The following is a 21277-nucleotide window of genomic DNA, read 5'->3' as shown; positions in this document are numbered from 1 at the left end:
CAGGGCGTTTTGTACTGATGGGGCCGCGCAGATGCAAGCCTGTTCGGCGCAACGGACGGCCAGATCACTCAAATTCATGAGCCGACATGTTAAGCTCGCCGCCTCCTTTGCTGCCAATAATGACTCACTGTGCCGCACTCAAAATCCGCTTGCCCGGCCCCGCTCTGGCTCCCTCACAGCCAACTGACGCCCCTCCCCGATACGTCCACCCTCGACTGGCTATTCGACGAAGGTTCGCTGACCCGCCGCCTGACCCGTTTGTCGAACGACGGCTTCAGCGTCACGCCGCTGTTCGAAGGCTGGCAGACCCTGCGCGCCGACGAATGCGCCGCGCTGGATCTGGCCGACGGCAGTGAGGGCTGGGTTCGCGAGGTGTACCTGCGCGGTCACGGCGAGGCCTGGGTGTTTGCCCGCAGCGTGGCCTCGCGCAGTGCATTGCAGGGCGACGGCTTGCACATGGATGAGTTGGGCAGCCGCTCCCTGGGCGAATTACTGTTTTGCGATCACGCCTTCCAGCGCCGGGCCATCGAGGTTTGCCACTATCCTCAAGCGTGGCTGCCGAACGAGGTCCAGTCGCCTGAACTATGGGGCCGCCGTTCACGGTTCGACCGTGGCACCTTGAGCGTGCTGGTGGCCGAGATTTTCCTGCCGACCCTGTGGAACGCCGCCCGCGCCCATCCGGAGAATTGCTGATGTACCAGAGCCTGCTCAAGTCCCTGAACCGCTTGAACCCACGGGCCTGGGATTTCATTCAGCTGACGCGCATGGACAAGCCAATCGGCATCTATCTGTTGCTGTGGCCAACGCTGTGGGCACTGTGGATTGCCGGCAAGGGCTCGCCGTCGCTGGCCAACATCGTGATTTTCGTCCTTGGCGTGGTGTTGACTCGCGCCGGTGGCTGCGTGATCAACGATTGGGCGGACCGCAAGGTCGACGGCCATGTGAAACGCACCGCACAGCGCCCACTGGCGAGCGGCAAGATCAGCTCCAAGGAAGCGTTGGTGTTCTTTGCGCTGCTGATGGCCGTGAGTTTCCTGCTGGTGCTGTGCACCAATGCGACCACCATCTGGCTGTCACTCGGCGGCCTGGCGCTGGCCTTCACTTACCCGTTCATGAAGCGCTACACCTATTACCCGCAGGTGGTGTTGGGCGCGGCGTTTTCCTGGGGCATGCCGATGGCATTCACCGCCGAAACCGGTGATTTGCCGGCAGCGGCGTGGCTGCTGTACATCGCCAACCTGATGTGGACGGTGGGCTACGACACCTATTACGCAATGACCGACCGCGACGACGACCTGAAGATCGGCGTGAAATCCACGGCGATCCTGTTTGGCGAGGCGGACCGGGTGATCATCCTGACCCTGCAAGGATTGGCGCTGGGTTGTCTGTTGCTGGCGGGTTCGAAATTCGAGCTCGGTGGTTGGTTCCACCTTGGGTTGGCGGTGGCGGCAGGCTGCTTCGCCTGGGAGTTCTGGTACACCCGCGACAAGGACCGGATGCGCTGTTTCAAGGCGTTCCTGCACAACCACTGGGCCGGGTTGGCGATTTTTGTCGGGATCGTGCTGGATTACGGGTTGCGCTGAGACAGGATTGATATCGCCCCCGCAGAGCATTCACGCGGGGGCGGATCGAGTCGGTTACTTCTGCGACTCATGAACGATGTGCCAGACGTCTTTCATGCCGTCACCCTTCATTTCTCCAGGCTTTTCGTCCTTCACGAAGGTGTACAGCGGCTTACCGTCATACGCCCACTGCATCATGCCGTCATCGCGCTTGATGGGCGTAAATTTGCCTTCAGCCTTGGCGCCGGCCGGAGCCATCATGGGTGGCCAATTCTTCGCGCAATCACCATTACACATCGACTTGCCGCCTGAGTCCTTATCGAACGTGTATACGGTCATGCCTTTATGGTCGACCATCATGCCGTCTTTCATCATCACCGGTTCAGCGGCGAGCGCCAAGGTCGGCAGCGTTAGCGCGGCCGTTACCAGTAACGCCTTCCAGGATTGAGCGATGCAATTCATGGAAACCTTCCTTTGCGGTTGTCAGGATTCGGACTTAGAGCTTAGTTCAGGTTCACGACGATCGCCGGGCGACTAAAATACTGTCACACGACTGCAATAATTCCGTTATCTAATGCGGCGCAAGACAGTTAAATGACAAGAGGATTAAGGCATGGTTGGCAGGAGCATTCTGATCGTCGACGACGAAGCGCCTATTCGCGAAATGATCGCCGTTGCATTGGAAATGGCCGGCTATGACTGCCTGGAGGCCGAGAACTCCCAGCAGGCCCACGCCATTATCGTCGACCGCAAACCGGACTTGATCCTGCTCGACTGGATGCTGCCCGGCACCTCCGGCATCGAATTGGCCCGCCGCCTCAAGCGCGATGAACTGACCGGTGATATCCCGATCATCATGCTCACCGCCAAGGGCGAAGAGGACAACAAGATCCAGGGCCTGGAAGTCGGTGCCGACGATTACATCACCAAACCCTTTTCCCCCCGTGAGCTGGTCGCACGCCTCAAAGCCGTGCTGCGCCGCGCCGGTCCTACCGATGGCGAAGCGCCGATTGAAGTCGGTGGCCTGCTGTTGGACCCGATCGGCCACCGCGTGACCATCGACGGCAAACCGGCCGAAATGGGGCCGACCGAATACCGCCTGCTGCAATTCTTCATGACCCACCAGGAACGCGCCTACACGCGCGGCCAGTTGCTGGATCAGGTCTGGGGCGGCAATGTCTATGTCGAAGAGCGCACCGTCGATGTGCACATCCGCCGCCTGCGCAAAGCCCTCGGCGACGCCTACGAAAACCTGGTACAAACCGTGCGCGGAACCGGCTACCGGTTCTCTACCAAGGCCTGAGCCGGCCGCCAGACTCGCTGACAAGGACGCATATTTTTCGTGAACCAAAACTGGCATGGCACCCTGATTCGCCACATGCTGCTGCTGGTCACCGCTTGCCTGGTGATCGGCTTGATCAGCGGCTACTACGGCTGGAGCCTCGCCGCGGGCTTGGGCCTCTACCTGGCCTGGACCCTCAAGCAACTGCTGCGCCTGCACGAGTGGCTGCGCCTGCACCAACCCGATGAAGCCCCGCCCGATGGCTATGGCCTGTGGGGCGAAGTGTTCGACAGCATCTATCACCTGCAGCGTCGCGATCAGCGAGTGCGCGGGCGGTTGCAAGCGGTGATCGACCGGGTTCAGGAATCCACCGCCGCATTGAAAGATGCGGTGGTCATGCTCGACAGCGACGGCAACCTGGAATGGTGGAACCGCGCCGCCGAAACCCTGCTGGGCCTCAAGACGCCACAGGACAGCGGTCAGCCGGTGACCAACCTGGTGCGCCACCCGCGCTTCAAGGAATACTTCGAGCAGGACAGCTACGTCGAGCCGCTGGAAATCCCTTCGCCGACCAACGACCGGATGCGTATCCAGCTGTACATCACCCGCTACGGCAACAACGAGCACCTGATGCTGGTACGCGACGTCACACGCATCCATCAGCTCGAGCAGATGCGCAAAGACTTCATCGCCAACGTTTCCCATGAATTACGCACACCCCTGACGGTGATATGCGGCTACCTGGAAACCCTGCTCGACAACGTCGAGGACGTGAACCCGCGCTGGAGTCGCGCCTTGCAGCAAATGCAGCAACAAGGCGGGCGCATGCAGACGCTGCTCAATGACTTGCTGCTGCTGGCCAAACTGGAAGCGACCGATTACCCCTCGGATAACCAGCCAGTGGCCATTGATGGCCTGTTGCAGTCGATCAAGAGTGACGCTCAGCAGCTCTCCGGCCAGAAAAACCAGCACATCACCCTGGAAGCCGACCCGACGATTCTGCTCAAGGGCAGCGAAGCCGAACTGCGCAGCGCTTTTTCCAACCTGGTGTTCAACGCGGTCAAGTACACCCAGGCCGAAGGCAACATCCGCATTCGCTGGTGGGGCGATGAACAAGGCGCGCACCTGAGCGTACAGGATTCCGGGATCGGCATCGACAGCAAACACCTGCCGCGCCTGACCGAACGCTTCTATCGCGTCGACTCCAGTCGCAACTCCAATACCGGTGGCACCGGCCTGGGGCTGGCGATCGTCAAACACGTGCTGTTGCGCCACCGCGCACGGATGGAAATCAGCAGCGTGCCGGGGCACGGCAGTACCTTTACCTGCCATTTCGCCCCCGCCCAGGTCAGCAAATCCAGGGTCATTAGTCCAATGGACTGATAGCAGTACTAGGCAATCGCTGAGTCAGCCGCTACATTGGCTGACTTGTGCCTGCCTTTCAGGCCCACTTTTTCTTTCCTTTCGAATACACGGAACCCGCAAAACTCCATCATGGACCCTTCCCCTGGTTTGACCCTCGCCACACTGTTCGCCGACTTCGGCATGATTCTTTTTGCTCTGATCCTGGTGTTGCTCAACGGTTTTTTCGTTGCGGCGGAATTTGCCATGGTCAAACTGCGCTCGACCCGGGTCGAAGCCATCGCTGAACAACACGGCTGGCGCGGGCAAATCCTGCGGACCGTGCACAGTCAGCTCGATGCCTACCTGTCGGCGTGCCAACTGGGTATCACCCTCGCCTCCCTGGGCCTCGGCTGGGTCGGCGAACCGGCGTTCGCGCACATCCTCGAACCGTTGCTCGACGCCGTCGGCGTGCAATCGGCCGAAGTGATCAAAGGCGTTTCGTTCTTCGCTGCGTTTTTTGTCATCTCGTACCTGCACATCGTGGTCGGCGAACTGGCCCCGAAATCCTGGGCCATCCGCAAGCCCGAGCTGCTGTCGCTGTGGACCGCCGTGCCGCTGTACCTGTTCTACTGGGCCATGTACCCGGCGATCTACTTGCTCAACGCCAGCGCCAACGCGATCCTGCGCATCGCCGGTCAGGGCGAGCCCGGCCCGCATCACGAGCATCACTACAGCCGCGAAGAACTGAAACTGATCCTGCACTCCAGCCGTGGCCAGGACCCGAGCGACCAAGGCATGCGCGTATTGGCTTCGGCGGTGGAAATGGGCGAACTGGAAGTGGTCGACTGGGCCAACTCCCGCGAAGACCTCGTGACACTGGAGTTCAACGCCCCCCTCAAGGAAATCCTGGCGATGTTCCGTCGCCACAAGTTCAGCCGTTATCCGGTGTACGACAGTGAGCGCCAGGAGTTCGTCGGCCTGCTGCACATCAAGGACCTGCTGCTTGAACTGGCGGCACTGGATCATATTCCCGAGTCGTTCAACCTGGCCGAACTGACCCGTCCGCTGGAGCGCGTGTCCAGGCACATGCCGCTGTCGCAACTGCTCGAACAGTTCCGCAAGGGCGGCTCGCACTTCGCCGTGGTTGAAGAGGCCGACGGCAACATCATCGGCTACCTGACCATGGAAGACGTGCTGGAAGTGCTGGTGGGCGACATTCAGGACGAACACCGCAAGGCCGAACGCGGGATCCTCGCCTACCAGCCGGGCAAACTGCTGGTACGGGGCGATACGCCACTGTTCAAGGTCGAACGGCTGCTGGGCATCGACCTGGACCACGTTGAAGCCGAAACCCTCGCAGGGCTGGTCTACGAAACCCTGAAACGCGTACCGGAAGAGGAAGAAGTGCTGGAAGTCGAAGGCCTGCGCATCATCATCAAGAAGATGAAAGGGCCGAAGATCATTCTGGCCAAGGTCTTGATGCTGGACTGAGTGCTGCACCCGGCGCTTGTGGCGAGGGAGCTTGCTCCCTCGCCACAATTAATTTTCGCAAACCCTCGTTATTGCTTGCCCAACGCAAAGTTGGGCAATGAGCTCACCGGCTGGTTGAACTGATACGGAATCGACACCAGGCCCATCCCGGTATTGCGCTGCACCACGAAATGCAGATGCGGCCCGCTGCTGTTGCCGGTATTGCCCGACAGCGCAAGCGCGGTGCCCACCATGACCCTTTGCCCCTCCCGAACGCTGACCGAGCCTTTCTTCAGGTGCAGGTACACGCCCATGGTCCCGTCATCGTGCAACACCCGCACGAAATTGCCCGATGGATTGGTGCCGCGTCCGGTCTGCCCGTTTTCGATCTTCACCACGACCCCGCCACGTGCGGCAATGATCGGTGTGCCTTCGGGCATGGCGATGTCGATGGCGTAACGGTTCTTCGGCCCAAAGTGGCTGTATTGACCCTCGGCGCCCTGTGTCATGCGAAACGGCCCGCCACGCCAGGGCAACGGGTATCGATAGGCCATGGAGGCGCCTGCGGGGTCGCCCAGGGAGTATTCGAACCTGGGGATATAGGCGATCGGCCTTGTGGCCTCCGTGGCCGTGAGCATCGCCAGGCGAATGCTGCTGCGTGACGGCATCACCCGACGAATCGGCCGGCTCGGCGCGCCACTGACGTTCTTCAAGCCATCGAAACTCAATTCGATTTCCACCGGCGCATAGAGGTCGTTTCGCACGTATACGCTGTCCACGCCTTCCTTCTTCATGATCACCAGGTACACCTGACGCTCAAGGTGCTCTTCCATGCGATCGCGGAAGGTGAACACCTTGGAGCCTTTGGTGGGGCGGTCACTGTAGGAGACCACGCCATTGGCGTCGGTGGACTTGTAGATCGTCACGGCCATCGCCGGGGTGGCGGCCATGAACAGACCACATAAAAACAGCAGGCGCGCGAGCATGGGCAGGATTCTGTCGTGTGAGGCCTGGAATGAGCCTAGCAGTCGGAATTGACCTGTGTTGTCGGCAGATGTTTCGAAGTGGATGGTTTAGCTGATGTGTGGTGACTGCTCTAGCGTCATCGCGGGCAAGCCCGCTCCCACAGGTTCTGCACTGTACCTGTGGGAGCGGGCTTGCCCGCGATGGCTGGCTGACAGGCGACGCCTGACTTACGCGCCCGGAACGAAGTGCTTCTGTGCGGTGCCACGGGCGATCAGGCGGGAAATGTAATCGAGCTTCTGCGAGTCCTGATCGACGAAACGGAAGGTCAATTGCAACCAGTCGCTGTCCGGCTTGGGCTCATGGGCGACGACGGCGTGCAAATAGCCATTCAGACGAGCAGTCTCGGCGTTGTCGCCCTGCTCCAGGTCGAGCACGGCACTGTCCAGTACTTGTGGCAGTGTTTCGGAGCGTTTCACCACCAGCAGCGCTTCCTTGAGGCTCAGCGCCTTGATCACGCATGGCTGGATACCGTTGGGCAGGCGCAATTGCCCCTGACCACGCCCGCCCGCCCCAGTGGCAGCAGGAGCGGGAGCCTTGACCGGCGGACTGTTGAGCAAACCACGGGATGGCGCGGCAGCAGGAGTCGGGGCAGAAGGCGATGGCGCGACCACGGCGGCCTTGCCGCCGGTCAATGCATTCAGGGAGTCGTTGCCGAACGCCGAACTCGTTTTCGTCGATGCAACGTTCACCAACGCGTCGAGCTTGCCGACCTTGTGCAGTGCCTGCCTGACCTTGTTGATCAATTGCTCGTTGGTGAACGGCTTGCTGACATAGCCGGAAACCCCGGCCTGGATTGCCTGGACGACGTTCTCCTTGTCGCCACGGCTGGTCACCATCACAAACGGCATGGTTTTGAGGCTGTCCTGCCCGCGACACCAGGTCAGCAGTTCCAGGCCGGACATTTCCGGCATTTCCCAGTCGCACAGCACCAGGTCGAACGCTTCCCGGGCCAGCAATGCCTGAGCCTTTTTGCCATTGATGGCGTCTTCGATCCGCATGCCCGGGAAATAGTTACGCAGGCATTTCTTCACCAGGTCACGAATAAACGAGGCATCGTCCACGACCAACACACTGACCTTACTCATCCATAACCCCTTAAAAAACCCCGGCAAGCATACCGCTTTGCTGATGGCATATTGCCAAAACCTTCAGTCACGCCGGGACTTTTCGTTCGCGGGTGCTGCTTTTCGAATTCGAGAACCGCAAACAAAAACGCCCGGCCAATAGGCCGGGCGCTTTACTTGGGCAATCTTACTTATCGTCAGGTTTGCCCGGAACATTAGCGGTTTCGCCGGCGGTTCCTTCAACTTCTTCTTTCATGCGCTTGAGGCCAAGGTGACGTACGTCAGTGCCGCGCACCAGGTAAATCACCAACTCGGAAATATTGCGCGCGTGGTCGCCGATGCGCTCCAGCGAACGCAACACCCAGATAATGCTCAAGACGCGCGAGATAGAGCGCGGGTCTTCCATCATGTAGGTCGCCAGCTCACGCAGGGCGGTCTTGTATTCACGGTCGATGATTTTGTCGTACTGCGCCACGGACAACGCCAGATCGGCGTCGAAACGGGCAAAGGCGTCCAACGCGTCACGAACCATGTTACGCACCTGGTCGCCGATGTGGCGCACTTCGACGTAGCCGCGCGGCGCTTCGCCTTCTTCGCACAACTGGATGGCACGACGGGCGATCTTGGTCGCTTCGTCACCGATGCGCTCCAGGTCGATCACCGACTTGGAGATGCTGATGATCAGACGCAGGTCAGACGCCGCCGGCTGACGACGGGCCAGAATGCGCAGGCATTCTTCGTCGATGTTGCGTTCCATCTGATTGATCTGGTCGTCGATTTCGCGAACCTGCTGGGCCAGGCCGGAATCGGCCTCGATCAGCGCGGTGACCGCGTCGTTGACCTGTTTTTCCACCAGACCGCCCATGGCCAGGAGGTGGCTGCGCACTTCCTCCAGTTCGGCGTTGAACTGCTGGGAGATGTGGTGGGTAAGGCCTTCTTTGCTAATCATGTTGGCGTCCTTGGAGCGTCCGGTAAGGTGCGGTGGACCGCAGCGTCAGTTCAGTGAGCAACGACAACTTCCTAGCCGTAACGACCGGTGATGTAGTCTTCGGTCTGCTTCTTCGCCGGATTGGTGAACAGGGTGTCGGTGTCGCCGAATTCCACCAGTTTGCCCATGTACATGAAGGCCGTGTAGTCGGATACCCGAGCGGCCTGTTGCATGTTGTGGGTCACGATGACGATGGTGAATTTGGATTTCAGTTCGTAGATCAGCTCTTCGACTTTCAGCGTCGAGATCGGGTCGAGTGCCGAGCACGGTTCGTCGAGCAGCAGCACTTCCGGTTCCACGGCGATGGTGCGGGCGATGACCAGACGTTGCTGCTGACCACCGGACAGGCCCAGTGCCGATTCATGCAGACGGTCTTTGACTTCATCCCACAGGGCCGCGCCTTTCAACGCCCACTCGACCGCTTCGTCGAGGATGCGCTTCTTGTTGATGCCCTGGATCCGCAGGCCGTAAACCACGTTTTCATAGATGGTTTTCGGGAACGGGTTCGGCTTCTGGAACACCATGCCGACGCGACGACGCAGCTCGGCCACGTCTTCGCCCTTGCGATAGATGTTGTTGCCGTACAGGTTGATCGCGCCTTCGACGCGGCAGCCATCCACCAGATCGTTCATGCGGTTGAACGTACGCAGCAATGTGGACTTGCCGCAGCCGGACGGGCCGATGAAGGCGGTCACGCGCTGTTTCGGGATGTTCATGCTGACGTCGTACAGCGCTTGTTTCTCACCGTAGAACAGGCTCAGGCTCGGTACCTCGATGGCCACGGTTTCCTGCTCGAGATTCAGGCTCTGCTTGTCGCGACCCAGGGCCGACATGTTGATGCCGTGGGTATGTGCTTCGTGCTGCATGGGAGGCTCCCTGTGCTAACAAATTCGGTTCGTTTAGCCGCTGGTCTAGCCAGCGGGTTACTCAAAATTCATGTCTGGCTGCGATCCCTTGTGGGAGCTGGATTGCCAGCGATGGCATCGCTGCGGTGTGACTGATAAACCGCATCGTCTGCATCGCTGGCAAGCCAGCTCCCACAGGGACCGTGTCGATCCTGCTTAACTATCCAGCGCCTTGTACTTCTCGCGCAGGTGGTTACGGATCCACACGGCCGACAGGTTCAATGTCGCGATCACCAGGACCAGCAGCAGCGCCGTGGCGTATACCAGCGGCCGCGCGGCCTCGACGTTCGGGCTCTGGAAGCCGACGTCATAGATATGGAAGCCCAAGTGCATGATCTTCTGGTCCAGGTGCAGGTACGGGTAGTTACCGTCCACCGGCAGCGACGGCGCCAGTTTCACCACACCCACCAGCATCAGCGGCGCCACTTCACCGGCGGCGCGTGCCACGGCGAGGATCATGCCGGTCATCATCGCCGGGCTGGCCATCGGCAGCACGATCTTCCACAAGGTTTCAGCCTTGGTCGCGCCAAGGGCCAACGAGCCTTCGCGAACGGTGCGGGGAATCCGCGCCAGGCCTTCTTCGGTGGCCACGATCACCACCGGCACCGCCAGCAGTGCCAGGGTCAGCGAAGCCCAGAGCAGGCCCGGCGTACCGAAGGTCGGTGCCGGCAAGGCTTCCGGGAAGAACAACCGGTCGACCGAACCACCCAGCACGTAGACGAAGAAGCCCAGACCGAACACGCCGTACACGATGGCCGGAACGCCCGCCAGGTTGTTCACTGCGATGCGGATCACGCGGGTCAGGGTGTTCTGCTTGGCGTATTCACGCAGGTACACCGCCGCCAGCACGCCGAACGGGGTGACGATCATCGCCATGATCAGGGTCATCATCACGGTGCCGAAGATCGCCGGGAAAATCCCGCCTTCGGTGTTCGCTTCACGCGGGTCGTCGCTCAGGAACTCCCAGACCTTGCTGAAGTAGAAGCCGATCTTGGTCATGGTGCTCATGGCGTTCGGCTGATAGGCGTGAACCACTTTGCCGATGCCGATTTCGACTTCTTTGCCGTTGGCATCACGAGCCGTCAGGCTGTCGCGGTTGAACTGCGCGTGCAGATCGGCCAGACGAGCCTCGATGTCCTGGTAGCGAGCGTTCAGCTCGGCGCGCTCGGATTCCATGTCCGCTTGCGCGGCAGGGTCGAGTTTGCCTTCCAGCTCCAGCTTGCGACCGTGCAAGCGGATACGCTCGAGACCGGCGTTGATCGCGCCGATGTCGGTTTTTTCCAGGCTCTTGAGCTGAGCGGCCAGCTTGTTGACGCGATCCACACGGGCCTGCAACTCAGGCCATGCGGCTTCGCCTTCAGCGATGACCTTGCCGTCCTGTTTGACGTTGACCAGGTAGCCGTAGAAGTTGCCCCACTCACGACGCTCGATGGCCATCAGCTCCGGCGGCGTCGTCTGGTTGGTCAGCCACTCGCCGACGGTCCAGGTGAAGTCGTTGCCGTTCAGGTCGCGGTTGCCGACCTTGATCAGCTCGCGGGTCATGAATTCCGGGCCTTGATCCGGCACCGGCAAACCAGCGGACTTCAGACGTGCACGGGGCACTTCTTCCTTCTGTACCACTTCGCCAATGACCAAGTGATTAGCCTGGCCCGGCACGTCGTAGTTGGCGTGGATCAGATCCGCCGGCCAGAAGTGACCCAGACCGCGCACGGCGATCACCGCCAGCAGGCCAATGGTCATGATGACCGCGATGGACACCGCGCCACCGCTGATCCAGACGCCGGGGGCGCCGCTCTTGAACCATCCATTCAGGGAGTTCTGTTTCACAGACTTCTACCTTTCTTAAAGCGACGAGTATTTCTTGCGCAGACGCTGACGAATCAGTTCCGCGAGGGTGTTCATGACGAAGGTGAACAACAGCAACACCAGCGCCGAGAGGAACAGCACGCGGTAGTGGCTGCCACCGACTTCCGATTCGGGCATTTCCACCGCGACGTTGGCGGCCAGGGTGCGCAGACCTTCGAACAGGTTCATCTCCATGACCGGGGTGTTACCGGTGGCCATCAACACGATCATGGTTTCACCGACCGCACGGCCCATGCCGATCATCAGCGCCGAGAAAATGCCCGGGCTGGCGGTGAGGATCACCACGCGCGTCATCGTCTGCCACGGCGTGGCACCGAGGGCCAGGGAGCCGAGGGTGAGGCCACGCGGTACGCTGAACACGGCGTCTTCGGCGATGGAGTAGATGTTCGGGATGACCGCAAAGCCCATGGCCAGGCCGACCACCAGTGCGTTGCGCTGGTCGTAGGTGATGCCCAGGTCGTGGGAGATCCACATGCGCATGTCGCCGCCGAAGAACCAGTTCTCCATGAACGGGCTCATGTACAGCGAGAGCCAGCCAACGAAGAGGATCACCGGGATCAGGATCGCGCTTTCCCAGCCATCCGGCACTTTCAGGCGAATGGATTCAGGCAGGCGACTGAAGACGAAACCAGCGACCAGAATGCCGATCGGCAAGAGCATCAGCAGGCTGAAGATGCCCGGCAAGTGCCCTTCCACATACGGGGCGAGGAACAGACCGGCGAAGAAACCGAGGATCACCGTCGGCATCGCTTCCATCAGTTCGATCACCGGCTTGACCTTGCGGCGCATGCCCGGAGCCATGAAGTACGCGGTGTAGATCGCAGCGGCGACGGCCAGTGGAGCCGCCAGCAGCATGGCGTAGAACGCGGCCTTGAGGGTACCGAAGGTCAGCGGCGACAGGCTCAGCTTGGGTTCGAAATCGGTGTTGGCGGCGGTCGATTGCCAGACGTACTTAGGCTCGTCGTAGTTCTCGTACCAGACCTTGCTCCACAAAGCGCTCCACGAAACTTCCGGGTGCGGGTTGTCGAGCAGCAACGGTTGCAGCTTCCCGCCGGCTTCCACGATCACGCGGTTGGCCCGTGGCGACAGGCCGAAAATGCCTTGGCCTTCGACCACCTGATCCACCAGCAAGGTGCGGTGGGCCGTACTGTGGAACACGCCGAGCTTGCCGGAGGCGTCCAGGGCGACGAAGCCCTTGCGGCGCTCTTCGGCAGTGATTTCAACAATCGGCGTGGTGCCCATCTGGAAGGTACGGATCTGCTTCAGGCGTTGCTCGCCATCATGGTCGCGCGCCATGAACCATTGAGCCAGGCCACCTTTGGAGTCGCCGACGATCAGCGAGATACCGCCAACCAGTTGCGTGCTGGCAGTGACTTGGGCTTCACCGTCTTCAAGCAGTTTGTAACGACCGTTGAGGCTCTTGTCGCGCAGGCTGAATACGTCGGCCTGGGCACGCCCGTTGACCACGTACAACCATTGCTGACGCGGATCGACGAAGATGTTTTTCACCGGCTCGGTCATTTGCGGCAGATCGATACGCTTCTGCTCGTTGGTGATTTCGCCGGTCATCATGTTTTCTTCGCTGGTCAGCGACAACACATTGAGTTGCGAACCGGTGGCACCGACCAGCATCAGGGTCGAATCGTTGGCGTTGAGGCTGACGTGCTCCAGCGCACCGCCCGCCTCGTTCACCACGATCGGCGTTTCGCCGTACGGGTATTCGACCGCTGGCGAAATGGTTTTCTTGCCGTCCGGGTAACTGACTTTATACGTGTGACGGAATACCAATGCCTGACCGTTGGACAGGCCCACGGCCACCAGCGGGTGACCTGGCTGGTCTTCAGCAATGGAGGTCACGGTGACACCGGCCGGAACGGGCAAATCGACGCGCTTGAGTTCAGCGCCACTGTCGATATCGAAGAACAGCGCCTGGCCTTTGTCGGAAACCCGCATGGCCACTTGGTTCTGCTCTTCCAGGGAGATCATCAACGGCTTGCCGGCGTCTTGCATCCAGGCAGGCGTGATGGCGTCCTTGGCGGTCAGGCTGGCCCCCTGGAACAGGGGCGCGACGACATAGGCAAGGAAGAAAAAGATCAACGTGATCGCACCCAGCACGGCCAGGCCACCCACGAGGACGTACCAGCGGGTCAGGCGATCTTTGAGCGCGCGAATGCGGCGCTTGCGTTGCAGCTCAGGCGTATTGAAATCAATCCGCTTGGGGGGATTAGTAGTCATGTTGGAATTGGCCAGATCATTCATGCGCACACCCTAGCGATCCTGTATGACAGAAAGATGACAATGCAGTGACGCAACAAATCCGCCGCCAGAGGTGACTGGCAGTGGATAGAGAATTAGAGGTGTATGAGGGCAGCTCCTGCCGCCCCCATGTGAATCCGGTGAAGTTCACACCGGACTCAATTTGTTACTTTTTTGCGACTTCAGCGCCGCCTTCCGACAGACCCAAGTCAGCCAGGGCTTTGGCTGCAACTTTGGCTGGCAGTGGGATGTAACCGTCTTTCACTACAACTTCCTGACCCTGTTTCGACAGAACCAGTTTCACGAACTCGGCTTCCAGCGGGGCCAGAGGCTTGTTCGGGGCCTTGTTGACGTATACGTACAGGAAGCGGGACAGCGGGTATTTGCCGTTCAGGGCGTTTTCTTCGCTGTCTTCGATGAAGTCGGTGCTGCCTTTCTTGGCCAGGGCCACGGTCTTCACGCTAGCGGTTTTGTAACCGATGCCCGAGTAACCGATGCCGTTCAGCGAGGAGCTGATCGACTGCACGACCGAAGCCGAACCTGGTTGTTCGTTGACGTTTGGCTTGTAGTCGCCTTTGCACAGGGCTTCTTCTTTGAAGTAGCCGTAGGTGCCGGATACCGAGTTACGACCGAACAGTTGAACCGGCTTGTTGGCCAGGTCGCCGGTCACGCCCAGGTCACCCCAGGTTTTGACTTCGGTCTTGGCGCCGCACAGACGAGTGGACGAGAAGATCGCGTCGACTTGTTCCATGGTCAGGTGCTGGATCGGGTTGTCTTTGTGCACGAACACCGCCAGGGCGTCCACGGCAACCGGGATAGCGGTTGGCTTGTAGCCGTACTTCTGCTCGAAGGCAGCCAGTTCGGTGTCCTTCATCTTGCGGCTCATCGGGCCCAGGTTGGAGGTGCCTTCAGTCAGCGCAGGTGGCGCGGTGGCGGAGCCAGCGGCCTGAATCTGGATGTTTACGTTCGGGTATTCTTTTTTGTAGTTCTCAGCCCACAGGGTCATGAGGTTGGCCAGGGTATCGGAACCGACGCTGGACAGGTTGCCCGACACACCAGTGGTCTTGGTGTAGCTCGGGATAGCAGGGTCAACAGCGGCAACCGCGTTGGCAGTCGCAACGCCAGCAGCGACAAAAGTCATTGCCGCCATCAAACGCTTCAGTTTCATGCCTTACTCCTAGCAGATAGGGTGTGTTATTCGGGGCCAAGTATCAGCAGGCCGTGTGAACACTCTATGGCTGAAATATGACAATTGGATGAAAGGCCAGTATTTGGGTGTTACGCGATAATCCGCGCCGCCCTTATCGCGAGCAGGCTCGCTCCCACAGGGTATGTGATCGACACAGACCTACTGTAGGAGCGAGCCTGCTCGCGATGGCGCCGGAATAGACAATAAAAAAGTCGAAATTAACGACCCTTCTTCCAGAGATACCCACCCACCAGAATCCCGACCCCGCACAGGATCGCGACGTAGTAAGCCGGCCCCATCGGGCTTTCCTTGAGCAACAAACTGACGATCATCGGCGTCAGGCCACCGAAAATGGCGTAGGCCACGTTGTAGGAAAAGGACAAGCCGCTGAAGCGCACCACAGGCGGGAACGCCTTGACCATGACGTACGGCACCGCACCGATGGTGCCGACCAGCAGGCCGGTCAGGGCATACAACGGGAACAGCCAGTCAGGGTGGTCGGCCAGGCTGTGGTAGAAGGTCCAGGAGCTGGCCAGCAGGGCCGCACAACCGAATACGAACACCCGCCCCGCACCAAAACGATCGGCCAAGGCGCCGGCAATGATGCAACCAACGCTAAGGAAAATGATCGCCACACTGTTCGCCTGCAGGGATGTGGTTGGCGAGAAGTGGTAGACCGTTTGCAACACGGTCGGGGTCATCAGGATCAATACCACGATGGCCGCGGACAGCAGCCAGGTCAGCAGCATGGAAATCGCGATCGCGCCACGATGGTCACGCAGCACCGCGCGCAGCGGGACTTCCTCGGCCAGGGCCTTGCGCAATTGCAGTTCGGCGAACACCGGGGTTTCGTGCAACCAGCGGCGCAGGTACACCGAGAACAGGCCAAACACACCGCCCAACAGGAACGGAACCCGCCAGGCGTAATCCGACACTTCCACCGGGGTGTAAAGGCTGTTGATCGCCGTCGCCACCAGAGATCCCAGGAGGATGCCTGCCGTCAGACCGCTGGTCAGGGTGCCGCAGGCGTAGCCGATGTGCCGTTGCGGTACGTGCTCGGAAACGAAGACCCAGGCGCCCGGCACTTCGCCGCCGATGGCCGCGCCCTGGATCACCCGCATCAGCAGCAACAGGATCGGCGCCCACATGCCGATCTGCGCATAGGTCGGCAGCAGGCCCATGATCAGGGTCGGCACCGCCATCATGAAAATGCTCAAGGTGAACATCTTCTTGCGCCCCAGCAGATCGCCGAAGTGCGCCATCACGATGCCGCCCAGTGGTCGAGCCAGATAGCCGGCGGCAAAAATGCCGAAGGTCTGCATCAAACGCAGCCACTCCGGCATGTCCGCCGGGAAGAACAGCTTGCCCACCACCGTGGCGAAGAACACGAAGATGATGAAGTCGTAGAACTCCAGCGCGCCGCCCAGGGCCGACAGCGATAGGGTCTTGTAGTCGTTACGGGTCAGCGGACGTGCAGGTTGGCTTGGCTGCGCGATACTCGAGGGCGCTGTGGTCATGGCAAGGGCTTCTCTTATAGTCAGGTCTGCCGCCCCAACAACGCTGGCAAGGGCTCGGGCAGGACCGGCACCATAACAAATTGTTCGAAAAAGCACATAGAGGCGCGTTTTTGACAGTCAAAATGAGAACCGGACGGTCGTCTCGGAGTCTACCGACCGATATACTCGCCATCTTGCTGCAGTTTGAAAGGGTTGCTGTGCGAAAACGCCTGTCAGGTTCATAGGCGATTTCGCAGAGTTTCCCTTTAGGCGCCTTAAGAAAAACGTGACGAACGTAGTATGTTCGGTGCTTGGATCGTTTTTCGCGAAGACGGCTACCACCAGCAATACCAACGAAGAGTCACGGGTCAGAGGCACCCCCGGCATGATAGAGCTCGAACAAGAAGATCCGATTCCGCAAGGCGACCTGGCCCTGCAAATCACCGCCCTTCCTCGCGAAACCAACGGCTTTGGCGATATTTTCGGCGGCTGGCTGGTTTCACAAATGGACTTGGCTGGCACCGCTATGGCCAGCAAGGTTGCCGGTGGGCGCGTGGCCACGGTGGCGATCGACCGTATGGCGTTCCTGGTTCCGGTGGCGGTGGGCGCTCAGCTCTCCTTCTATACACAGGCACTGGAAATCGGCCGTAGCTCGATCAAGATGATGGTCGAGGTCTGGAGCGACGATCCGCTTTCCAGCGAATGGCGTAAAGTCACTGAAGCGGTGTTCGTGTTCGTCGCCATCGATGGCAGCGGCCGCACCCGTTCGGTTCCGCCCAGAGCTCGTTAATAAAACGCTTCGTTAAACCCGGCGATCTTTTTGCAGTCTGTAGTCGTCATTGTTCCCGATCGAGAGCTGCCCCATGAACACGCCCAACGTTGAAGCCGTGAAACTGGATGAACTGAACTGCTGGCGCATCCGCCACGGCCAGGCCGAATTGCTGGTCGCCCAGCAAGGCGCGCAGATCCTCAGTTATCAACTGGCTGGCCGGCCACCTTTGATCTGGCTCAACGACGAAGCGGTGTTCAAGACGGGCAAGAGCATTCGTGCCGGCGTACCGGTTTGCTGGCCGTGGTTCGGCAACCTGGCGCGCAACCCACAGAGCGTTCAGTCGATGCGCGTCAGCCACGAACCGGCTGCAGCTCACGGTCTGGTACGAGCGATGGATTGGGAACTGGGCGGCATAGAAGCCGAGGGCGAGAGCCTCAAGATCGACTTCCTCCTGCCCTACCCCGAAGGCGGTCTGCCGGGCTGGCCGCATCAGGTGGACTTGAAGCTGAGCATTCGTCTGGATGAACAGCTGCATATCAAGCTGACCAGCCACAACCAGGGCGCTGAAAACGTCACCATCAGCCAGGCGTTGCACAGCTATTTCGCCGTCAGCGATGTGCGCAACGTGCATGTCGAAGGGCTGGATGGCCTGGATTACATCGAGACGCTGGACGACTGGAAAACCGTGACTCAGTCCGGCGACTTGCGCTTTACCGGCGAGACCGATCGCATCTACCTGAATACCCCGGCGACGCTGAGCATCGTCGATCCAGCCTGGGAGCGCCGCATCGCGCTGACCAGCAGTGGTTCACGCTCCGCAGTGATCTGGAACCCGTGGATCGAGCGCGCCGCCGCGTTCAGCGACATGGCCAACGATGGCTGGCAGCGCATGCTGTGCATCGAGACGGCGAATGTGATGGGTGATGTGGTTTCGCTGGCGCCGGGTGCAAGCCACACCCTGGGCGTCAGCATCGCCAGCAAGGCGCTCTAAGCTGCACTGAAAAACCAGTGTGGGAGCGAGCTTGCTCGCGATGAGATCACCCCATCCAACATCATCGTTGGCTGTCAGGTCGCTATCGCGAGCAGGCTCGCTCCCACATTTGAATCTCTACAGATCCGACTCTTTCACCACCCGCACCTTCGCCGCATCCAGTGCATACGCCGCATCGGCCAGGTCATTGCTGACCTTCTCGATCTTCAGCGTGCCGGTCACCCACAGCGGTGTGTAGATGTCGTTGAGCTTCAAACCTTGCGGATAACGCACCAGCACCAGTTGATTCGGTGGCGGTGGCGGCACGTGGATGCAGGCACCCGGGTACGGCACCAGGAAAAACAGCGTGCTGCGTCCTTTCGCGTCGGTCTCCAACGGCACCGGATAACCACCGATACGAATGTTCTTGTCGTTCATCGACGCTACGGTTTTGGTCGAATACATCACCGCCGGCAGGCCTTTGCTCTGCTTCATGCCACCCTTTTCGGTAAAGGTGCCATTGGCTTCGGGGGAGTTGTGGTCGATTTCAGGCATGGCCTCGAGGGCTTTCTGGTCCGACTTGGGCATCAGTTCGAGCCAGTCGGTTTCCGGCAGTTCGGCGGCATGAGCTAGGCCCGTGCCCAGGAAAAGAAGAGTCAAAAGAAGACGGCGCATGAAAGTGCTCGGTAAAGGGAGGACGGTGAGTCGCCGAGCATTCTAGCCCTCTCGGGGTGCGCGGCCGAGAGGGCTTTGTCGCTTAAATCAGTTCTTTTTGATCAGACCGTAGATCACCAGCAATACGACGGCGCCAACCAGTGCGCCAATGAAGCCCGCACCTTGGCCGGCCTGATAAATGCCCAATGCCTGGCCACCGTAAGTAGCCGCCAGCGAACCGCCAATACCGAGCAGGATGGTCATGATCCAGCCCATGCTGTCATCGCCCGGCTTGAGAAACCGCGCCAGCAGGCCGACGATCAGGCCGATAAAGATGGTTCCGATGATTCCCATGGCATTTCCCTCTGAATGGATAGTCATGCGAAAGCCTAGCCAGACTTTCGCATCCTGCCATGAGAGAACGGCGGCCCCTGAATGGTTCCGCCGCTGCCACATGAAACTATTCGGCGATGAGCGCTTCGACCTTGAGGATCTGTGCGGACAGCGTCTCGCGGTCTGCACAACGCAGGTTGGCGTGACCGACCTTGCGCCCGACCTTGAAGGCCTTGCCATAGTGGTGCAGGTGGCAATCGGCGATGGCCAGGACTTTCTCGGTCTCCGGCACCTTGCCGATGAAGTTGAGCATGGCGCTTTCGCCGACCTTGGCCGTCGAACCCAACGGCAGGCCGGCTACGGCGCGCAGGTGGTTTTCGAACTGGCTGCATTCGGCGCCTTCGGTGGTCCAGTGCCCGGAGTTGTGCACGCGCGGAGCGATTTCGTTGGCCTTGAGGCCACCGTCGACTTCAAAGAACTCGAACGCCATCACACCCACGTAATCCAGTTGCTTGAGCACGCGGCTGGAATAGTCTTCGGCCAGCGCTTGCAGCGGATGATCGGTGCTGGCCACGGACAGCTTGAGGATGCCGCTGTCGTGGGTGTTGTGCACCAGCGGGTAGAAGCGGGTCTCACCGTCACGGGCACGCACGGCGATCAACGAGACTTCACCGGTGAACGGCACGAAGCCTTCCAGCAGGCAGGCGACGTTGCCCAGCTCGGCAAACGTGCCGACCACATCTTCAGGGGTGCGCAGGACTTTCTGGCCCTTGCCGTCGTAACCCAGGGTGCGGGTCTTGAGCACGACCGGCAGACCGATGGAGGCCACGGCGGCGTCGAGATCGGCTTGCGACTGAATGTCGGCAAACGCCGGGGTTGGAATCCCCAGGTCCTTGAACATGCTCTTCTCGAACCAGCGATCGCGGGCAATGCGCAAGGCTTCGGCACTCGGATAAACCGGAACGAATTGCGACAGGAACGCCACGGTTTCGGCCGGGACGCTCTCGAACTCAAAGGTCACCAGATCGACTTCATCGGCCAACTGACGCAGGTGATCCTGGTCACCGTAGTCGGCGCGCAGGTGTTCACCCAATGCCGCAGCGCAGGCGTCCGGCGCCGGGTCCAGAAAAGCGAAGTTCATGCCCAGCGGAGTGCCCGCCAGCGCCAACATGCGGCCCAACTGGCCGCCACCGATTACACCGATCTTCATCGTCAACAACCTCAGGCGATGCGTGGGTCTGGATTTTCCAGGACGCTGTCTGTCTGCTCAGCACGGAAGGTTTTCAACACCGCGTGGAACTGCGGGTGCTTGGCGCCCAGGATACTCGCCGACAGCAGCGCGGCGTTGAGCGCGCCAGCCTTGCCGATGGCCAGGGTGGCGACCGGAATGCCCGCAGGCATCTGCACGATAGAGAGCAACGAATCGACGCCCGAGAGCATCGACGACTGCACCGGCACGCCCAGCACCGGCAGGTGGGTCTTGGCCGCACACATGCCAGGCAAGTGGGCCGCGCCACCGGCACCGGCGATGATCACCTCGATGCCACGCGCCTCGGCTTCTTCAGCGTACTGGAACAGCAGGTCCGGGGTGCGGTGGGCAGAGACCACTTTCACCTCGTAGGGGATGCCGAGCTTTTCCAGCATATCGGCGGTGTGGCTAAGGGTGGACCAATCGGACTTGGAGCCCATGATCACGCCAACCAGTGCACTCATCGTCGTGCCTCTTCTCTCTGGGCGCCCGCAGGCGCGTCAAAAAACAACAAGCCACGCAAAATGCGTGGCTTGATTGTACGAATTATGGCCGGGCGAACCGGCCGAAGGCCGCGCAGTATACCGCAATACGCCAGATAAACAGCCCCTGTTGCGACCATCTGTCATGTGATGCCCGACAGCGGCTTTACTGACTTGAAAATCAAGTTTTTCAGTGCCACCAAGACACAATAAAAATAGTGTCCACGCACTTGAAGTTGAACCTAATACGCTCGCAACAACATCCAAAACATTCAAAGACGCCAGCGCAAAAGACCGGTGATATATAACCACCGCAACGACCAATTAGTTGTCGCAACAGAATACCCAGGGGTTTATTACCCATTTAAA

At 60.1% G+C, this 21277-nt stretch carries 20 protein-coding genes; 7 read left to right on the top strand and 13 right to left on the bottom strand.

Features of this window, described 5'->3' with window-relative positions; translation table 11 throughout:
- The first annotated feature begins 129 nt into the window (after positions 1–129).
- A complete protein-coding gene (locus tag ACX3YF_RS07845; protein WP_458944064.1) occupies positions 130–693 on the top strand; it encodes a chorismate--pyruvate lyase family protein in 564 nt (187 codons plus the stop codon).
- Complete coding sequence (ubiA, locus tag ACX3YF_RS07840) at positions 693–1583, top strand: 4-hydroxybenzoate octaprenyltransferase (RefSeq protein WP_130205594.1); 891 nt, start codon at positions 693–695, stop codon at positions 1581–1583. Before ACX3YF_RS07845 ends, ubiA begins: the two co-directional genes overlap by 1 nt.
- A 54-nt stretch (positions 1584–1637) precedes the next feature.
- Here the strand turns inward: ubiA and ACX3YF_RS07835 are convergent, their stop codons facing one another.
- Positions 1638–2024, bottom strand: coding sequence for a COG4315 family predicted lipoprotein (locus tag ACX3YF_RS07835; RefSeq protein ID WP_130205592.1), 387 nt, complete (start codon positions 2022–2024; stop codon positions 1638–1640).
- A 151-nt stretch (positions 2025–2175) separates the two neighbouring features.
- Between ACX3YF_RS07835 and phoB the strand changes: the two genes are divergently transcribed.
- From phoB to ACX3YF_RS07820, 3 genes are all read left to right on the top strand, one after another.
- Positions 2176–2865 carry a phosphate regulon transcriptional regulator PhoB gene (gene phoB, locus ACX3YF_RS07830; protein ID WP_034149326.1) on the top strand — a complete coding sequence of 230 codons (690 nt, stop codon included), beginning with the start codon at positions 2176–2178 and terminating at the stop codon, positions 2863–2865.
- A gap of 75 nt (positions 2866–2940) precedes the next feature.
- Positions 2941–4227, top strand: coding sequence for a phosphate regulon sensor histidine kinase PhoR (phoR, locus tag ACX3YF_RS07825; RefSeq protein ID WP_458974834.1), 1287 nt, complete (start codon positions 2941–2943; stop codon positions 4225–4227).
- Positions 4228–4338: 111 nt separating this feature from the next.
- A complete protein-coding gene (locus ACX3YF_RS07820) occupies positions 4339–5679 on the top strand; it encodes a hemolysin family protein (RefSeq protein WP_047535182.1) in 1341 nt (446 codons plus the stop codon).
- 68 nt (positions 5680–5747) lie between these two features.
- On the opposite strand, the gene ACX3YF_RS07815 is transcribed toward ACX3YF_RS07820, so the two are convergent.
- From ACX3YF_RS07815 to ACX3YF_RS07780, 8 genes are all read right to left on the bottom strand, one after another.
- The gene (locus ACX3YF_RS07815; RefSeq protein WP_130205588.1) at positions 5748–6644 is read right to left on the bottom strand and encodes a peptidoglycan DD-metalloendopeptidase family protein; all 897 of its coding nucleotides are present in this window, start codon (positions 6642–6644) and stop codon (positions 5748–5750) included.
- Positions 6645–6851: 207 nt separating this feature from the next.
- Positions 6852–7769, bottom strand: coding sequence for a response regulator (locus tag ACX3YF_RS07810; RefSeq protein WP_448647639.1), 918 nt, complete (start codon positions 7767–7769; stop codon positions 6852–6854).
- A 166-nt stretch (positions 7770–7935) separates the two neighbouring features.
- Positions 7936–8697 carry a phosphate signaling complex protein PhoU gene (gene phoU / locus ACX3YF_RS07805; RefSeq protein ID WP_047535192.1) on the bottom strand — a complete coding sequence of 254 codons (762 nt, stop codon included), beginning with the start codon at positions 8695–8697 and terminating at the stop codon, positions 7936–7938.
- Positions 8698–8768: 71 nt separating this feature from the next.
- A complete protein-coding gene (gene pstB / locus ACX3YF_RS07800; RefSeq protein ID WP_047535196.1) occupies positions 8769–9602 on the bottom strand; it encodes a phosphate ABC transporter ATP-binding protein PstB in 834 nt (277 codons plus the stop codon).
- A 195-nt stretch (positions 9603–9797) separates the two neighbouring features.
- Entirely contained in the window at positions 9798–11468 is a 1671-nt protein-coding gene (gene pstA, locus ACX3YF_RS07795; protein WP_448647640.1) for a phosphate ABC transporter permease PstA, read from the bottom strand.
- Positions 11469–11483: 15 nt separating this feature from the next.
- The gene (locus ACX3YF_RS07790; RefSeq protein ID WP_448647641.1) at positions 11484–13766 is read right to left on the bottom strand and encodes an ABC transporter permease subunit; all 2283 of its coding nucleotides are present in this window, start codon (positions 13764–13766) and stop codon (positions 11484–11486) included.
- A 163-nt stretch (positions 13767–13929) separates the two neighbouring features.
- Positions 13930–14931, bottom strand: coding sequence for a phosphate ABC transporter substrate-binding protein PstS (locus tag ACX3YF_RS07785; protein WP_047535203.1), 1002 nt, complete (start codon positions 14929–14931; stop codon positions 13930–13932).
- A 239-nt stretch (positions 14932–15170) separates the two neighbouring features.
- Complete coding sequence (locus ACX3YF_RS07780; RefSeq protein ID WP_458973614.1) at positions 15171–16469, bottom strand: MFS transporter; 1299 nt, start codon at positions 16467–16469, stop codon at positions 15171–15173.
- 364 nt (positions 16470–16833) lie between these two features.
- On the opposite strand from ACX3YF_RS07780, the gene ACX3YF_RS07775 reads away from it, so the two are divergent.
- Both ACX3YF_RS07775 and ACX3YF_RS07770 read left to right on the top strand, forming a co-directional pair.
- A complete protein-coding gene (locus ACX3YF_RS07775; RefSeq protein ID WP_047535207.1) occupies positions 16834–17238 on the top strand; it encodes an acyl-CoA thioesterase in 405 nt (134 codons plus the stop codon).
- A 73-nt stretch (positions 17239–17311) separates the two neighbouring features.
- The gene (locus tag ACX3YF_RS07770; RefSeq protein ID WP_448647642.1) at positions 17312–18211 is read left to right on the top strand and encodes a D-hexose-6-phosphate mutarotase; all 900 of its coding nucleotides are present in this window, start codon (positions 17312–17314) and stop codon (positions 18209–18211) included.
- Positions 18212–18328: 117 nt separating this feature from the next.
- Here the strand turns inward: ACX3YF_RS07770 and ACX3YF_RS07765 are convergent, their stop codons facing one another.
- The 4 genes from ACX3YF_RS07765 to purE all read right to left on the bottom strand — a co-directional run bounded on the left by ACX3YF_RS07765 (position 18329) and on the right by purE (position 20890).
- Positions 18329–18865, bottom strand: coding sequence for a DUF3299 domain-containing protein (locus tag ACX3YF_RS07765; RefSeq protein WP_047535212.1), 537 nt, complete (start codon positions 18863–18865; stop codon positions 18329–18331).
- Positions 18866–18952: 87 nt separating this feature from the next.
- Entirely contained in the window at positions 18953–19198 is a 246-nt protein-coding gene (locus ACX3YF_RS07760; RefSeq protein WP_008030708.1) for a GlsB/YeaQ/YmgE family stress response membrane protein, read from the bottom strand.
- A gap of 106 nt (positions 19199–19304) precedes the next feature.
- Entirely contained in the window at positions 19305–20387 is a 1083-nt protein-coding gene (locus ACX3YF_RS07755) for a 5-(carboxyamino)imidazole ribonucleotide synthase (RefSeq protein ID WP_458973613.1), read from the bottom strand.
- 11 nt (positions 20388–20398) lie between these two features.
- Complete coding sequence (gene purE, locus ACX3YF_RS07750; protein WP_458973612.1) at positions 20399–20890, bottom strand: 5-(carboxyamino)imidazole ribonucleotide mutase; 492 nt, start codon at positions 20888–20890, stop codon at positions 20399–20401.
- Between the last annotated feature and the right edge of the window lie 387 nt (positions 20891–21277).

The sequence above is a fragment of the Pseudomonas fluorescens group sp. PF-69 genome (genome assembly GCF_054481235.1).
The sequence above is the reverse complement of the archived record's forward strand: the minus strand, read 5'-3'. Positions and strand labels throughout refer to the sequence as shown.

Excerpts from the sequence above, each read along its gene's own strand:
- ubiA (WP_130205594.1), top strand. The coding sequence starts at position 693 with ATGTACCAGAGCCTGCTCAAGTCCCTGAACCGCTTGAACCCACGGGCC.
- ACX3YF_RS07835 (WP_130205592.1), bottom strand. The coding sequence starts at position 2,024 with ATGAATTGCATCGCTCAATCCTGGAAGGCGTTACTGGTAACGGCCGCG.
- phoB (WP_034149326.1), top strand. The coding sequence starts at position 2,176 with ATGGTTGGCAGGAGCATTCTGATCGTCGACGACGAAGCGCCTATTCGC.
- phoR (WP_458974834.1), top strand. The coding sequence starts at position 2,941 with ATGCTGCTGCTGGTCACCGCTTGCCTGGTGATCGGCTTGATCAGCGGC.
- ACX3YF_RS07820 (WP_047535182.1), top strand. The coding sequence starts at position 4,339 with ATGGACCCTTCCCCTGGTTTGACCCTCGCCACACTGTTCGCCGACTTC.
- ACX3YF_RS07815 (WP_130205588.1), bottom strand. The coding sequence starts at position 6,644 with ATGCTCGCGCGCCTGCTGTTTTTATGTGGTCTGTTCATGGCCGCCACC.
- ACX3YF_RS07810 (WP_448647639.1), bottom strand. The coding sequence starts at position 7,769 with ATGAGTAAGGTCAGTGTGTTGGTCGTGGACGATGCCTCGTTTATTCGT.
- phoU (WP_047535192.1), bottom strand. The coding sequence starts at position 8,697 with ATGATTAGCAAAGAAGGCCTTACCCACCACATCTCCCAGCAGTTCAAC.
- pstB (WP_047535196.1), bottom strand. The coding sequence starts at position 9,602 with ATGCAGCACGAAGCACATACCCACGGCATCAACATGTCGGCCCTGGGT.
- ACX3YF_RS07790 (WP_448647641.1), bottom strand. The coding sequence starts at position 13,766 with ATGAATGATCTGGCCAATTCCAACATGACTACTAATCCCCCCAAGCGG.
- ACX3YF_RS07785 (WP_047535203.1), bottom strand. The coding sequence starts at position 14,931 with ATGAAACTGAAGCGTTTGATGGCGGCAATGACTTTTGTCGCTGCTGGC.
- ACX3YF_RS07780 (WP_458973614.1), bottom strand. The coding sequence starts at position 16,469 with ATGACCACAGCGCCCTCGAGTATCGCGCAGCCAAGCCAACCTGCACGT.
- ACX3YF_RS07775 (WP_047535207.1), top strand. The coding sequence starts at position 16,834 with ATGATAGAGCTCGAACAAGAAGATCCGATTCCGCAAGGCGACCTGGCC.
- ACX3YF_RS07770 (WP_448647642.1), top strand. The coding sequence starts at position 17,312 with ATGAACACGCCCAACGTTGAAGCCGTGAAACTGGATGAACTGAACTGC.
- ACX3YF_RS07765 (WP_047535212.1), bottom strand. The coding sequence starts at position 18,865 with ATGCGCCGTCTTCTTTTGACTCTTCTTTTCCTGGGCACGGGCCTAGCT.
- ACX3YF_RS07760 (WP_008030708.1), bottom strand. The coding sequence starts at position 19,198 with ATGGGAATCATCGGAACCATCTTTATCGGCCTGATCGTCGGCCTGCTG.
- ACX3YF_RS07755 (WP_458973613.1), bottom strand. The coding sequence starts at position 20,387 with ATGAAGATCGGTGTAATCGGTGGCGGCCAGTTGGGCCGCATGTTGGCG.
- purE (WP_458973612.1), bottom strand. The coding sequence starts at position 20,890 with ATGAGTGCACTGGTTGGCGTGATCATGGGCTCCAAGTCCGATTGGTCC.